The organism is Dehalococcoidia bacterium (assembly GCA_041649635.1).
Lineage (GTDB): Bacteria > Chloroflexota > Dehalococcoidia > E44-bin15 > E44-bin15 > JAYEHL01.
Genome location: JBAZMV010000001.1, coordinates 78,050 through 91,803 on the forward strand (window position 1 = coordinate 78,050; position 13,754 = coordinate 91,803).

Sequence of the window (13,754 nt, forward strand, 5' to 3'; positions counted from 1 at the left end):
TGGGTATCATATAAATATCAACGGAGTCCTGCGTAATCCGCAGGTTTTTTGTTTAAATGAAACGCGTCGGAGGCGATTTCAAGGAGTCCGACATGTCGCGACCTGGATTTGTTGCGGTAGTCTTCACGACCATATTTATGTTCTGCGCCCTGCTGGCCGGGTTTCTTGTCCTGTCTTCACAAGAAGCGAACGCGTTTACTGGCGGCGGTAACGGAACCTCGGGAGATCCCTACCTGGTTACAAACATTTCACTGCTCCAGGAGATGAACAACGAACTGAACGCCTATTATGCATTGTCCAATACAATAACCATCACCAGTTGGAGCGACCCCTCCGGCTTCCTGCCCGTAGGAACCGATACAGATCCATTCATCGGCAGCTTCGATGGACGAGGTTATACCATAAGAGGACTTTACATAAACCGCCCCAATAACGACGATGTGGGACTATTCGGATGCATAGGGCCTACTGCGGAGATTGTGAATGTTAGCCTGTTCGACGCAAAGATTACAGGAATGATAAACGTCGGCGCTCTTGTAGGATGCAACAATGGAGGCACGGTAACCGATTCATCATCCACCGGCCCTACGGGATACGTGAAAGGAACCAACAGCGTCGGCGCGCTCGTGGGAAGAAACTATAACGACGGTTTGGTGACCGGCTCATACGCCGCCTCCAAAGTGGAAGGGAACGACGCCATCGGCGGACTCGTAGGAGAGAATTACCAGGGGGAGGTCACTGACTCATACGCCACGGGTAATGTGCAGGGAGTGAACACTGTCGGCGGACTCGTGGGGTGGAACTACTACAGCATCGTGACCGACTCACGTGCTTCGGGAACCGTAAGCGGAAGTTCCGATGTCGGCGGACTCGTGGGATGGAATGACGACAACAGCACCGTGACCGATTCATTTGCTACAGGAACGGTTGATGGAGACTCGGATGCCGGCGGGCTCGTGGGAGAGAACTGGGGCACCATAACCGGCTCATATGCTGAAGGCGATGTGGAAGGGATTTATGACTGTATAGGCGGTATTGTGGGAAGAAACTACAATTTTGGCCTTGTGGAATACTCCTACGCCAAAGGCAATGTGGAAGGAAGTAACGCCGTCGGCGGGCTCGTGGGAGAGAACAACGGCGGCACGGTGACAGAATCGTATGCCGCGGGAAGTGCAACAGGAATCGAGGATTGTGTCGGCGGGCTCGTGGGAAGAAATTATAACTACGGTGAGGTGACATACTCATACGCCACGGCAACCGTGAACGGAAGCGGTCTGGTAGGCGGGCTCGTGGGAGAGAACAATGGTGGCTCGGTGATCTACTCATACGCCGCGGGAGCCGTTAACGGAAGCGATCTGGTTGGAGGACTGGTCGGAAGAAACTATAACGGCGGCGCGGTTTCATACAGTTTCTATGACCGGCAAACCACCAACCAGTCTGACTCCGGCAAAGGCGTGCCGAAGACCACCGCTGAGTTGAAGACCTTGGAAACCTTCTCCGACTCCTACTGGAATATCGAGGAAAACCTGACAAACCTTAATAACGGTTATCCTTACCTGTCATGGCAGTTGTCGGGCGGTTCCGGTACCACCATCTGGTATATTTATAATCCTTTATGTCCCCCGCCGGACCTGCCCACCACCCCGTATCCGTTGGGCGGCGCAACGGACGTGCCGGTTAGCGTGACCCTGGACTGGGCCGCATGCGCTGACGCAAATCTATATAATGTATATTTCTCTACCACCGCATCTCCTACATATCGCGGCAGCACCACCGCCAGCAGCTACATCCTGTCTAATCTGCCATACAGTACAACTTTTTACTGGCGTGTAGTGGCCGTCAATGATTGCGGAAGTACCTGGGGACCTATATGGAGCTTCACAACTGTATGCGCTCTCCCTTCCGTGCCGCAAGCGCCGTCTCCAGCCAATAATTCCACTAACTCTGCTACAAATATTTCGCTGAGCTGGAATGCCTCCACAAATGCCGTTTTATATAATGTATACTTCGGCACTTCCGCAGCGCCAGCTTATCACGGGAATACAAGCAACAACAGTTACCAGTTGCCGGCGCTTAACTACAGCACAAAGTATTACTGGCAGGTGATAGCTCTCAGCAGTTCAACCTGCGGTAGTAATAGCTCTGTATGGAACTTTACGACCGCTGTTGCGCCAACTCCGACACCCACGCCTACACCAACGCCATCGACTACACCCACGCCCACTTCTACGGCAACAGCGCCCCCGGCTGATGACGACGGGACCCCGGCATGGTTCTGGATTCTTGTAGTGCTGGACGTTATCTTAACAGTTGCGATGGTGGCGGCGGTATATATAGTGGCAAAGAGGCGGAATCAGAAAAAACGAGGGGCCGCAGTAAAAGCTGAAGGCTCGAAAAAGCTCTTCCGTCTTCCCCGACTTCGCCGCGGCGCTCCGACCCCGCCGGAGAGCGAAGAGGAAGAGTAGGACACAAACTGGAGTACTTTCAAGAGTTGAGCCTCCATCCCGGTCCGGCAAAGATGAAATAACAAGAGCCTGGTAGTACGCGGAATCTTTCATGTAACAGCCACGACAGAAGACGTGTAAACTCTTTGTTACTGAGTCGCTTAGAAGTTTGCCGGTGTAATCCAACCATTACGCAGGGCGAGAGCCACAGCGTGTGCCCTATCATTAGCATTAAGCTTACGGAGAATAGCGCTAACATGGTTCTTAATCGTCTGCTCGCTGATATCCAGAATACGGGCGATCTCTTTATTTGAGTTACCCTCCGCGATGTAGGCCAGAATCTGAGTTTCCCTGCTGGTAAGGGGAGCGGCCAGGCCTTCCATAGTTTTAGTGACGCCGCGGAATTCGTTTAATACACGCTTGGCAACCTTAGGACTGGTCATCAAACTCTCATTGATGGGATATTCGCCCTTGCAGGTTCGTCTTATAGTATTAGCCAGATCGTCGGCAGAGGCCCCCTTGCTCAAGCAGGCTGCCGCGGCAGTCTTAATGACTTCAAAAAGCACCTCATCATCAGGATCGGGACTTAGCACTATCACTTTGGTATTGGGGTAGTGTTGAGCAATCGTTCTACCCAACTCAATCCCGCTGAGGCTAGCCAGGTCGGAACCAAGCAAAGCGACATCAGGGAGAGTAGCTTCAATAAACTCAAGCCCATCCTGTGTTGGGTCGCATTCCAATACTTCCAGATCAGGTTGTTGAGACAGTATCTGTCGCACTCCGGCTCTGAAGAACGCATGCTCATCAATTATCACTACCTTGATCTTATCCATCAGCCATCCTCTGATAAAATCCGTTGACTATAAAGCACCTGCCATAAAATCACAGAGACAAGTCGTGAACAAGGGAAAATAGAGTCTAGTCATTATTATACTAAACCCTATCAGTCTTTATGTCCATGCCGCCATTTCATAATAAGTGTCAATATTTCAACAGTTACCTAAATTTAACTTTACTTACCTATACTTAACCACCGAAAAGTATATCCATTATATCGAGAAACTAAGACTTGTCAAATATTTCAAGTAAAAGCATTATATAAAATCTTGATCGGCTGTGGAATATGATAAATAGATACTATAAGATTATGAAGTGTACATCAAAGAATATTGTTGTGACTTATAGAACGAAATCATTATTGAGCTTTACCTTTTCGCGAGATAGTTATAAAATAAGTGACCGGATACGAAAGTGATATTCAGGCAACGTGACCTGCCCAGCGACACTATGGAATCGGGAAAAGGTTCTTTGGAAGAGCTATGTGATATCGCTCTAGCTCAGGCGCAATATGAGTGTAAGCTAATAGCAAAGGTGTTGGAGTATGACTGATGCCCAGTGATGAAGAGCTTTCTCAGGCAGAAATAGACGCGCAGGTATTTGAGGTTACGCGGAAACCCACCCCACCACCCACCGCCGGTGGCGCAGCGTATGCTCGCAAACCATCGGGATCGTCCCCTTCGACACGGCAGGAAAACGAGTCCCTGACCGCCAGGCTGGCACGTCTTGAAAGCGACATCACTACACTGAAGAAAGATCTGCAGGCGATCCTGCTTGACCTGAGAGAAAAGTATCTGGAAGCTGAAAACCCCTTCAATTCGCCCGCTGCCCCAGGCCAACCCCAAGCACGCAGTAATAAAACAGACACCCCTGGCGAATGAGAAAAATCCAATCCTGATTTGCGGAATAAATCACCCCGGTTACGTGATTTATTTGTTATTGAGGGCGGCTACATTTCCACTCGGTTGCGGCCGTTTTGTTTAGCCTTGATGAGGTTCTCCTCCGCACGGGAGAGAAGAGCTTTTGCATCCTCACCCTGTTCCCAACTGGACAGCCCTTGACTGACAGTTACGGCGAACATATTCTCTTCCGCGTCTTTCATCTCAGCGTTCTGAATCGTATTTCGGATTCGCTCGGCTGTAACCATGGCTGCATACAAATTGGAGCGGGGCAAAACAATTATGAACTCATCATCCCCATATCGTCCCGCTATATCCGAGCCGCGGATATTTTGGTGAATTATCCTGGCAACATTCTCTAGAACTGCATCTCCGATGAACTGGCCATTACGTTCATTTATCCTGTTCAAATGATCGATGTCCAATAAGCTAACGCTCAAATTATGCTTATAGCGCTCGGAAAGAGCGATTAATTCACGCAGTTTGTCCAAAACGCCTTGACGGCTTAACAGTTCGGTCAGTGAATCAAACCACTCGGTTCCGCTCATTTTCTTTATCCTTGTAGAAAATCACCAAGACGCCTTTGCGTCTCTATCATTAATCTATTATATATTATGTGTAAAAGCGTACTCTTTTCACGTTACCCCTGTCAAGATATCCAGCCATGAAACAGGGAGAGGGTAAACAGCCCGTCCTCCTAGCAGCCGCAACCCCAATAGCTATATTCGGCAAGTGATAGAACTCCTTTCCTATTACTATTTCCTAATCGATATAGTACTATTGGGTCTTGTATAGTTAGTTTAGTTTAGTTAAGATTGGTGCACTTAGATTTACAAATATCTAAAAAACCTTAAAAAATTAATAAATATGGTGACTTCGGAATTTATTGCTATATAGAGAGGAGATGATAGAGATGTTGGAAGGTGGCGCCCAGAAAGACGGCATGCTGACACTGAATGAAGTAGCCCGGCTCCTCCACGTACATCCGAACACCCTGAGGCGCTGGTGCAAAGACGGAAGGATACAATCATACCGGATCGCCCCCAGAGGCGACCGCAGGTTTAAGCAAGAGGAAATCGCCCGTTTCCTGGCAGAGAACAATGCAAAGGTGGGCAACGGATAGCTAGTAAAGAGGAATCATGAATAAATCTCTTCAAGGAGGTGGATAAGATGTGAAAGAAAAGATATATATGACCAATAGGGCATATAGTTTATAGGGATCGCCCGGTGCCGGACGGGCGGTATCAAAAAACAGAGCCCGGCAACCAAAAACAGTAAGGAAACAAAAAGGAGGGAAATACAATGAATGGCAAGTTTTCAAAAGCACTGGTAAAATTTCATAAGGGTGAAAAAGGTATCACAGGCCTTGAGACCGCCATCATACTCATTGCCTTTGTGACCGTAGCCGCGGTTCTGGCTTACAGCGTTCTGTCTGCAGGCGTCTTCTCGTCCGAGAAGGGCCAGGAGGCCGTGTTCAGCGGACTGGAAGAGGCGTCGGCATCCATGCAAGTGTTGGGCAGCATATACGCCCTAGGTAATGTAACATCGCAGCAAGTGACGAACGTCTCCTTCCAGCTCGGCACAGTGCTAACGGGTGAGAGCGTTGACCTCGATAATATCACAGTTAACATACAGGATGATACAAAGATTGAGCTGGACGTCGCTGATGGTGGTCTCTACGGATTCAGCGGCATGCTTGCCCCTAACGAAGTCGTAGATATCGATATAGACGTAGAGGGTGAAGGGTTTGTTCTGGAGCCTTACGAATACTTCACGATAGAGATCATCCCGCAGACGGGCGCTTCATTACTGTTCACGAAATGGCTGCCCGGTGAGATCGACGCAGTTATGAACCTGCATTAATCCAGAGAAAACGGCATGCATCTGAAGCATGCGCGGTATTGACTTAAACAGGCAATTAGCGGTAGTGTTAGGAGTCAGCGGGAGTCCCCGCTGACTCCTAACCATCAAAGAGAGATAACATAGCTCGGGAGGAAACTCCAATGAAGACGGATGATAGAATGGCTGAGAGGATAGCGCACCTGGAAAGGGAAACCAAGATCCTTAAGAACGAGGTGCAGGCGGTACTGGTTGATCTGAGAACCAAATTCATGGAAGACAAAAACCCGTTCGGCGCGCCCTCCCAGCCAGCTTCCTCCCAGCAAGTAATAGTCCTTCAAGCCCCTGCGGCACAATCGCCTGCGGCTGGTGAAGTAGGCCCCGGCGCGGAGGCTCACGGTGGTGCAGAGGTAAGAGAAGAACAGGACAAAACAGAGGAACCGTCGGAAATATCTGAAGAGGTAGAAGATAAAGCGGAAGAGCCGGCGATAGCATCGGATGAGTTGGAAAACAAAGCAGAGGAACCGTCAGGGGAAAAGTATCCGGCGGCAGCGCGTGAGGAGGTGGCAAAAGCGCAGATACCGGAGGATTTCCCGATCAATGCCAGAACTTATAGAGGACACACCACCGGCCGAGAAATAAATCTAATTAGTGTCAGCGGACTGGTGAATTGGGCAGAGGAATCCGTCAAGAAACTGGGGCATCAGAAGACCGAGGCAATTCTAGATGTTGCTGAACTGATGGGATTGCTCTCGCCCCAGCTCAAGCAGATCATGATAAAGCTTATCAATATCGACAGGGAGGACGGTTCGCAGTCTGTTTCGGCAAGGGCCTTTCTCGACTCGCTGGTGAGAATCACCACACTCCTCGGCAAGGACAATCAGACTGAGGCGGCTTTGCTGTCCATTCTGTCTGAGGAGGAGGAGGAACATGGATAAGATAATAGTAACGGTAATGCTCATAATAGCCGGCCTCACGGCGGCATTCGCCGTCTTCAACAGCGTTTACCCGGCGGTGCAGAGAAGCGGCGATTCCATGACCAACGCCGCCGATGATATAGGCGAACGAATCACAAGCAGAATAGAAATCATACATGTCGGTTCCGTTAATGACAGCGTTGATGCCTGGGTCAAGAATATTGGCACGTCACGGATTTTGGGAATATCCAACAGCGACATTTTCTTCGGGGAATACGGCAATGTTTCCCGAATCTCTTACGGAGACGACGGCTCGCCCCTGCCGTACTGGAGCTACGATCTAGAAGGGGACTACACTACCTGGGAAAAAACAGCCACCAATTCAATTACAATTCATCTTGCGGGGGCGCTGGATCCGGGTGTTTACGCCTTCAAGATGGTACTCCCCAACGGGATCTTTGACGAGACATCCTTCAGCCTGGAGTAAGAGATGGATACTATCCTGGTTGCAATAGTTGTCATGGTTTTAATCATCATGAGCGGCCTGATAATCACGGTCAGCATTTTTCAATCGGCAAACAACCTGGCCGATTCATGGAAGGACATGGAGGCGCAGTCCGACAGCATAAAAGAAACCGCGATCAGCGCCGTCGGCAACTACTCGGGAGGATTAATAGATATAGAGGTGGGGAACGAAGGCAGCACTAATCTATATGATTATAATAACTGGGATATCATCATACAGTATCAATCCGGCAGCGCTTCCCATCTTTCCTATACGGGCACCTATCCCCCTGCATCAGGCGGGTGGGCTATTGAAGACATCTTTATGACCGGGGGAGCGACGGAAGTATTCGACCCCGATATTCTTAATCCTGAAGAAGTTATGGCTTTATCCGCCAACCCTGAGCCGGAGATAGGCATTGGAGAGACCGTTCGTGTAGTTGTCTCAACGCCCAACGGAGTGACCTCGCAATGCTTCGTCACTAGATAGAAGCTGATCCCGCAGGTGCAGGAGATCATTATGGCTAGACCGGATGATGAAAAAGAAAAAAAGAAGATCATCTCAACGGGGCACGCCGAGATAGATAGAAGACTTGGCGGCGGCCTGCCTATCGGCTCACTGACACTGGTGGAAGGAGAATCGGATGCCGGGAAATCGGTGCTCTGCCAGCAGATGATATGGGGCTCGCTTAACGATGGTTACAGCGTCATCCTCTTCACCACCGAGAACACGGTAAAAAGCCTGGTGAGCCAGATGGACAGTCTGGGACTGGGCATTCTCGACTATCTTCTGCTGGGCAGGCTCAAGGTTTATTTTATGAAGCAGTCAAATATCAGGACACAGGTCAATGAAACGTTCGCGACTATATTGGAGACGATTGGTAAAAATGAACGGTATCAGCTCATTATAGTAGATTCTTTAACCCCCATGCTTCCAACCGCCAGCGATGTGGAAGTCCTGCACTACATAGAGCGCTGCAAGCACTTTTGCGATAACGGAAGGACTGTCGTCAATGTCACTCACAGCTATGCCCTGGAAAGCGGCGTATTAATGCGTGTCAGGTCGGCATCAGATGCCCATCTGAGGCTGATGATCGAAAAGGTCGGCGACAAGCTGGTCAAGACCCTCGAGGTGGCAAAGGTCAGAGGCGCGGCTCAGAGCACCGGCAACGTGGTGACCTTTGACGTCGAGCCGGAGATAGGTATGAAAATTATGCCTCTCTCCAAGGCCAAAGCATAAGCGGAGGACTGGCTGGAAATGCCGGGGATTCAGGCTGTATTCAGCAGGAGGTCGGAATAAACCATGGTAGCGCAACCTCAGGTTGAGGAGAATAAGGCTAGAGGGTCTGCGAAAACCGCACCATCCGGACAGGTTTTCTCGGAAGCCCTTAGAAAGGCGTGTGAAGAAAGCCCTCACCTCCTCGAGTACGTGAATCAATTAAGCGCCGACATCGGAATTCCCGAATACGTGCCTAAGCTCTCCAGGAAGATGTCCGAGGATACAAAGCCGAACCTTATCTATCCTACCAGCGCCAAAGGCATCTTCATTCATATCTTGTATGATGAAAACGGCGACATGCACAACTATATCGCTGTCGAGCCAACCACAACGGTGGACTTGAGCAGCATTATGGAAAAGGTCGAGGACGCATGCATAGCCATAAGCGAGCACATACCGGGCATCGATCCTTATGCGGACAGGCAGGAACAGCTTCTTAAATATGTCGAGCAGGTCACCACTTTCAAGAAAGCTGCCGGTCAAAGTCCGATGCAGAAGTATTTCAAGTTCCTGCGTCCCAAAGAAACCGAGAGCGTGGAAAAGGTTAAAGTTACCCGCAGGGAGCTTGAAGGGATAAAATATCTCTTTATACGCGAAAAGGTCCGCATGGGGGTCCTCGATCCGCTCATAGCCGACCCTTATATCGAAGACGTAAGCTGCGCGGGATTAGGGAACGTGTTCGTTGCGCACAAGATTTTCGGGAGCCTCAAAAGCACAATCTCCTTTTCCAATATGGATGAACTGGATGAATTCGTTATTCGACTGGCCGAGCGGGTAGGCAAGGCGGTCACGATCAGACAGCCTATCGCCGATGCCTCTCTCCCCGACGGGTCACGGATTAACATCGTCTACGGCCGCGACGTTTCCAAGCGCGGCTCCAACTTCAGTATTCGTAAATTCAGCGAGGTGCCTCTGTCTATTTTCGATATAGTGGAATTCGGCACCATCGATTATATGATACTGGCGTACCTTTCCCTCGCCATCGGCAACGGCATGAATATCTTCATCGCCGGTGAATCTGCGTCAGGCAAGACCGCCCTCCTGAATGCCCTGACCGTCTTCATTTCCCCGCAGGCCAAGATCGTATCCATCGAGGATACCCCCGAACTGCAGGTGCCTCAGCAGAATTGGTGCAGAGAGGTGGTCCAGACCACAAAGGCCGATGATACCAGCGGAGCGATAACCATGTTTGACCTGCTCAGAGCGGCGCTGCGGCAGAGACCCAACGAGATCATCGTGGGAGAAATCAGAGGCAAAGAGGGAAACGTGGTGTTTCAAGCGATGCAGACCGGACACTCGGCTATGTCCACCTTCCACGCGTCCACCATTGAGAAACTCATTCAGCGAATTACCGGAGACCCCATCCTGGTGCCCAAGACATATCTCGACAACCTGAACATCGTCGTGCTCATGGGCATAGTGCGGTTACCTAACGGACAGACGGCACGCCGGTTGACTAGTATTGCGGAAATCGTAGGATGGGACTCTGCGTCGCAGAGCTTCAATATCACGGAAGCCTTTCGCCATGATGAGGTAACCGATACTTTTGAGTTCAACGGCTACATGACCAGTTATATCATGGAATATAAGATCGCCCCAATGTTAGGGATTCCAGCCAACCAGATAACTAAGATATATGCCGAGCTAAAGAGACGGGCTGCTATTCTGGAGACTCTGCACAAACAAAAAGGGGTTTCCGGTTTCTACGAGGTGCTCGACGTGCTGGGCAAAGCGCAGAGGGAAGGACAACTATAGGGGCGCCGGCCGCGAGGTAGCGATATGACGACAACCACTCAAACTTCAATAGAAAAAAGACCGGGCGATAGTGTATTACGGCGCCGTGACATCGAAGAAGCGATGCCGGAATCGCTGAGGGCCGTTTGCCGGGAACACCCGCATGTGTTCGACTATATAAGCGGCTTGCCGCTGTCCGAGGTCGGCATGCCGGAGTACGTGCCGGAGCTGACGCGTAAGATGGGTGATAGCAAACAGCCTAATTACATCTACCCGGCCCACTTCAAAGGCGTTTTCATACATGTTTTATTTAGCAACACCGATGTCAGACATCAATACATACCGATAGAGCCTTCAACGGAAGGCCTCAAGGACCTGATGCAACAGATGGAGGTCAAACTTCTGGCACTGCGCACCAAGCTTCCACGCATCGATCCTGATGGAGACAAGCAGGCTCAGCTCCTGGATATATTAGACTTGGTGGTCAGCGTTGACGCGCAGGCATCCAAATCAAGCATCTTGGATAGAAATGTCGGTTTTCTGCGCAAAGGAGGCCCTGCCGTACCAAAACTGAAGGTGACAAAAAGGGAACTGGATGCGCTCCGGTATCTTTTTGTCCGCGATAAGCTTGGCATGAGGGTTATGGACCCTTTGATGCAGGATCCTTATATAGAAGACATCAGCTGTTCCGGCACGGGTAATCTCTTTGTTGAACATAAGATTTTCAAGAGTCTGAAAACCACGATTACCTTCTCCACACATGAGGAGCTTGACGAATACGTGATATGGCTGTCCGAACGCGTGAAGAGACCTGTTACCAATAAAAAGCCCATCCAGGATACAGTCCTTCCCGATGGATCACGCATAAATATCGTCTACGGACGGAATGTATCCAGGCGCGGTTCTAATTACACTATCCGTAAATTCAGCGAAACCCCGTTGTCTGTTTTCGAACTGTTAGAGTTCGGCACCCTTAACTACCAGATGCTTTCTTATCTATCACTGGCTATAGGATGTGGAATGAACGTTTTCGTATCCGGTGAGACCGCCTCCGGAAAAACCACTCTGCTGAATGCGGTGACCACCTTTATTCCACCGCTGGCCAAGGTGGTCAGCCTTGAGGACACGCCTGAACTGCAGGTGCCCCACAAGCACTGGCTCAGAGAAGTAGCCAAGGCCGCCGGAGCCGATGACACCAGCGGTGCGGTCACCATGTTTGACCTGCTCAGGGCAGCATTGCGGCAGAGACCGGACGTGATAATTGTGGGCGAAATCCGGGGCAAGGAAGGAAACGTGGCGTTCCAGGCAATGCAGACCGGACACTCTGTCATGGCCACCTTCCACGCGGCATCGGTGGAGAAACTGATCCAGCGTATCACTGGCGATCCCATTCTGGTTCCTAAGAACTATGTGGAGAGCCTTAACGTGGTTATTCTGACCAGCCAGGTAAAACTGCCTAACGGCAGGAAGGGGCGGAGACTTACAGGAATCGCCGAAATAGTGAGTTACGATCCTGTTGCAGAAGCCTTTTCCTTTGTAGAGAGTTTCAAATGGGACCAGACGAAGGACGTCTTTGAGTTCACAGGATATATGACCAGTCACGTCCTTGAGAACAAGGTAGCCCCCAGGATTGGCATCTCGGTTCATAAAAGGCAGAACGTATACGCAGAGATGGAGAGGCGGGCGAAAATATTAGAGAAGTTGCACAAGGAAAAGGGGGTCACCGGATTTTACGAGGTTCTTGAAGTATTGTCCAAAGCACAAAGGCAGGGGCTTTTCTAATGAAGTTTCCCAATTTCAAGAAAAAAGAAACCAAGAAAAAAGAGGAGAACTTCGACGCTTTACTGTTGGAGGTGGACTTCTTTTGCCAGCTGGCATATATGGCGGCAATCGCTACATCGGGCATATCGAGAAGCGGAATGTTCTATCAAGCCGCCAGGTTACCGTATTCGGCCACGCGTTACTTCAGAAGGGTCGACTTCGTGGCCAAGATGTTCAACCACGACTATTCGCAGGCATGCCGGATAGTAGGAGAAAAGACTAAAGACCCGGCAATTAAAGCATTTTTGCTGCGGTTCTCGGGCGCCCTGTCATCAGGAGAGGATATCACCGGCTTCCTTTCACGGGAATCAGCCATCGTTTCGGAGACGTACGGTAACTCTTACGAACGAAGGCTTGACCTCGTGAAGAAGTGGGCCGACGGCTATGTAGCGTTGATGCTGGTGCCGGCGCTGATCTCCGTCATGGGTGTGGTGACCCTGATGCTTGGTGTAGTATCGGTAACGTTCCTGGCTTCGATGATAGTTCTGAGCATAGTGGCTTCTATAGTAGGCTCATGGTTCCTGTATCGCACATCTCCAAGAGAAGTTAAGAACCATTCGTTTCCGATCCGCTCCAAAGAACAGGAATTAGCCAGGAGCCTGGCGAAACTTCTTATCCCGATAGCAGTCATCGCTGTAATGTTATTGTTTGTCATGAAAGTTGATTTAGGTCTTATGCTGATTGTTGCCGGCGCCTTTATCCTGCCTGTCGGGCTGTTAGCCATGTCGGATGATAGAAAAGTGACAAAGCGCGACTCCGATATCGCCAGTTTTCTGAGATCTGTGGGCGGAACAATGCAGGCCATAGGAGCCACCGCCGCCGAGGCCATCAGCCGGCTCGATTTCCGTTCGCTGGGAATCCTGAAGGACGATGTGAGCCTGCTTCACACCCGATTGGTCGCCGGTATAAGCGCATATGCCTGCTGGAGAAGCTTTGTAGAAGAAACAGGATCTGAATTGATAAACCGCAGCGTAACAACTTTCTGGGACGGGATTACCCTGGGTGGCGAGCCGCAGGAAGTAGGACATGAAGCAAGCGCTTTCGCCTTGAAAGTATCTCTTCTGCGGGCGCAGCGAAGCCAGATATCCGCTGGTTTCACATGGCTTACAATTGCCATGCACAGCGTGCTTTCCTTATTGATCATGTTTGTATATTCCGTTTTTGTGAGTTTTACTGAAATTATCGAGAGGCTAATGCCGTCGGAGGGAGCTACTCAAAGTAACATCCCCGTCTCTATTCCGTCATTCGGTCTATTCGGCCAGGACCCGGCGCTGCTGGATCTCTTCTATGTCTTTATTATTATTGTCGTTTTCGTAATGATTATAGCCAACTCCTTTTCTATTCACGCGGTGAGCGGAGGCCACCCCATGAAGCTGGTCTTTTACCTGGCTCTCACCGGGTCAATCTCAGGTATAGTCATTCTTGTAGTCCCATCCCTGGTAGATATGTTGTTCAAAAGCATGTGGTGATTGAGAATGCA

The 13,754-nt window shown here is 50.2% G+C and carries 13 protein-coding genes; 11 read left to right on the forward strand and 2 right to left on the reverse strand.

Annotated elements, in window-relative coordinates; translation table 11 throughout:
• Nucleotides 1–56 precede the first annotated feature (56 nt).
• Nucleotides 57–2,465, forward strand: coding sequence for a GLUG motif-containing protein (locus WC562_00380; protein MFA5054619.1), 2,409 nt, complete (start codon nucleotides 57–59; stop codon nucleotides 2,463–2,465).
• 140 nt (nucleotides 2,466–2,605) lie between these two features.
• Here WC562_00380 and WC562_00385 read toward each other — a convergent pair whose 3' ends face one another.
• Nucleotides 2,606–3,277 carry a response regulator transcription factor gene (locus tag WC562_00385; protein MFA5054620.1) on the reverse strand — a complete coding sequence of 224 codons (672 nt, stop codon included), beginning with the start codon at nucleotides 3,275–3,277 and terminating at the stop codon, nucleotides 2,606–2,608.
• A 555-nt stretch (nucleotides 3,278–3,832) separates the two neighbouring features.
• Here WC562_00385 and WC562_00390 point away from each other — a divergent pair.
• Nucleotides 3,833–4,162, forward strand: coding sequence for a hypothetical protein (locus WC562_00390; protein MFA5054621.1), 330 nt, complete (start codon nucleotides 3,833–3,835; stop codon nucleotides 4,160–4,162).
• A 68-nt stretch (nucleotides 4,163–4,230) separates the two neighbouring features.
• On the opposite strand, the gene WC562_00395 is transcribed toward WC562_00390, so the two are convergent.
• Nucleotides 4,231–4,728 (reverse strand): GGDEF domain-containing protein, encoded by a 498-nt coding sequence (locus WC562_00395; protein ID MFA5054622.1) that lies wholly within the window; start codon nucleotides 4,726–4,728, stop codon nucleotides 4,231–4,233.
• A 365-nt stretch (nucleotides 4,729–5,093) separates the two neighbouring features.
• Between WC562_00395 and WC562_00400 the strand changes: the two genes are divergently transcribed.
• From WC562_00400 to WC562_00440, 9 genes are all read left to right on the forward strand, one after another.
• On the forward strand, nucleotides 5,094–5,303 hold the full coding sequence (locus WC562_00400) for a helix-turn-helix domain-containing protein (GenBank protein MFA5054623.1): 210 nt from the start codon (nucleotides 5,094–5,096) through the stop codon (nucleotides 5,301–5,303).
• 179 nt (nucleotides 5,304–5,482) lie between these two features.
• On the forward strand, nucleotides 5,483–6,043 hold the full coding sequence (locus tag WC562_00405; GenBank protein ID MFA5054624.1) for a flagellin: 561 nt from the start codon (nucleotides 5,483–5,485) through the stop codon (nucleotides 6,041–6,043).
• A 140-nt stretch (nucleotides 6,044–6,183) separates the two neighbouring features.
• A complete protein-coding gene (locus WC562_00410) occupies nucleotides 6,184–6,957 on the forward strand; it encodes a hypothetical protein (GenBank protein ID MFA5054625.1) in 774 nt (257 codons plus the stop codon).
• Nucleotides 6,950–7,423 carry a hypothetical protein gene (locus WC562_00415; GenBank protein ID MFA5054626.1) on the forward strand — a complete coding sequence of 158 codons (474 nt, stop codon included), beginning with the start codon at nucleotides 6,950–6,952 and terminating at the stop codon, nucleotides 7,421–7,423. Before WC562_00410 ends, WC562_00415 begins: the two co-directional genes overlap by 8 nt.
• Nucleotides 7,424–7,426: 3 nt before the next feature.
• Nucleotides 7,427–7,930, forward strand: coding sequence for a hypothetical protein (locus WC562_00420; GenBank protein MFA5054627.1), 504 nt, complete (start codon nucleotides 7,427–7,429; stop codon nucleotides 7,928–7,930).
• A 30-nt stretch (nucleotides 7,931–7,960) separates the two neighbouring features.
• Entirely contained in the window at nucleotides 7,961–8,680 is a 720-nt protein-coding gene (locus tag WC562_00425) for an ATPase domain-containing protein (GenBank protein MFA5054628.1), read from the forward strand.
• Nucleotides 8,681–8,743: 63 nt separating this feature from the next.
• Entirely contained in the window at nucleotides 8,744–10,474 is a 1,731-nt protein-coding gene (locus WC562_00430) for a type II/IV secretion system ATPase subunit (protein ID MFA5054629.1), read from the forward strand.
• Nucleotides 10,475–10,498: 24 nt separating this feature from the next.
• On the forward strand, nucleotides 10,499–12,235 hold the full coding sequence (locus WC562_00435) for a type II/IV secretion system ATPase subunit (GenBank protein MFA5054630.1): 1,737 nt from the start codon (nucleotides 10,499–10,501) through the stop codon (nucleotides 12,233–12,235).
• Nucleotides 12,235–13,743, forward strand: a complete 1,509-nt coding sequence (locus tag WC562_00440; GenBank protein MFA5054631.1) for a hypothetical protein — start codon at nucleotides 12,235–12,237, stop codon at nucleotides 13,741–13,743. Before WC562_00435 ends, WC562_00440 begins: the two co-directional genes overlap by 1 nt.
• Nucleotides 13,744–13,754 lie beyond the last annotated feature (11 nt).

Coding starts and splice junctions, on each gene's coding strand:
- WC562_00380 (MFA5054619.1), top strand. CDS start 57: ATGAAACGCGTCGGAGGCGATTTCAAGGAGTCCGACATGTCGCGACCT.
- WC562_00385 (MFA5054620.1), bottom strand. CDS start 3,277: ATGGATAAGATCAAGGTAGTGATAATTGATGAGCATGCGTTCTTCAGA.
- WC562_00390 (MFA5054621.1), top strand. CDS start 3,833: ATGCCCAGTGATGAAGAGCTTTCTCAGGCAGAAATAGACGCGCAGGTA.
- WC562_00395 (MFA5054622.1), bottom strand. CDS start 4,728: ATGAGCGGAACCGAGTGGTTTGATTCACTGACCGAACTGTTAAGCCGT.
- WC562_00400 (MFA5054623.1), top strand. CDS start 5,094: ATGTTGGAAGGTGGCGCCCAGAAAGACGGCATGCTGACACTGAATGAA.
- WC562_00405 (MFA5054624.1), top strand. CDS start 5,483: ATGAATGGCAAGTTTTCAAAAGCACTGGTAAAATTTCATAAGGGTGAA.
- WC562_00410 (MFA5054625.1), top strand. CDS start 6,184: ATGAAGACGGATGATAGAATGGCTGAGAGGATAGCGCACCTGGAAAGG.
- WC562_00415 (MFA5054626.1), top strand. CDS start 6,950: ATGGATAAGATAATAGTAACGGTAATGCTCATAATAGCCGGCCTCACG.
- WC562_00420 (MFA5054627.1), top strand. CDS start 7,427: ATGGATACTATCCTGGTTGCAATAGTTGTCATGGTTTTAATCATCATG.
- WC562_00425 (MFA5054628.1), top strand. CDS start 7,961: ATGGCTAGACCGGATGATGAAAAAGAAAAAAAGAAGATCATCTCAACG.
- WC562_00430 (MFA5054629.1), top strand. CDS start 8,744: ATGGTAGCGCAACCTCAGGTTGAGGAGAATAAGGCTAGAGGGTCTGCG.
- WC562_00435 (MFA5054630.1), top strand. CDS start 10,499: ATGACGACAACCACTCAAACTTCAATAGAAAAAAGACCGGGCGATAGT.
- WC562_00440 (MFA5054631.1), top strand. CDS start 12,235: ATGAAGTTTCCCAATTTCAAGAAAAAAGAAACCAAGAAAAAAGAGGAG.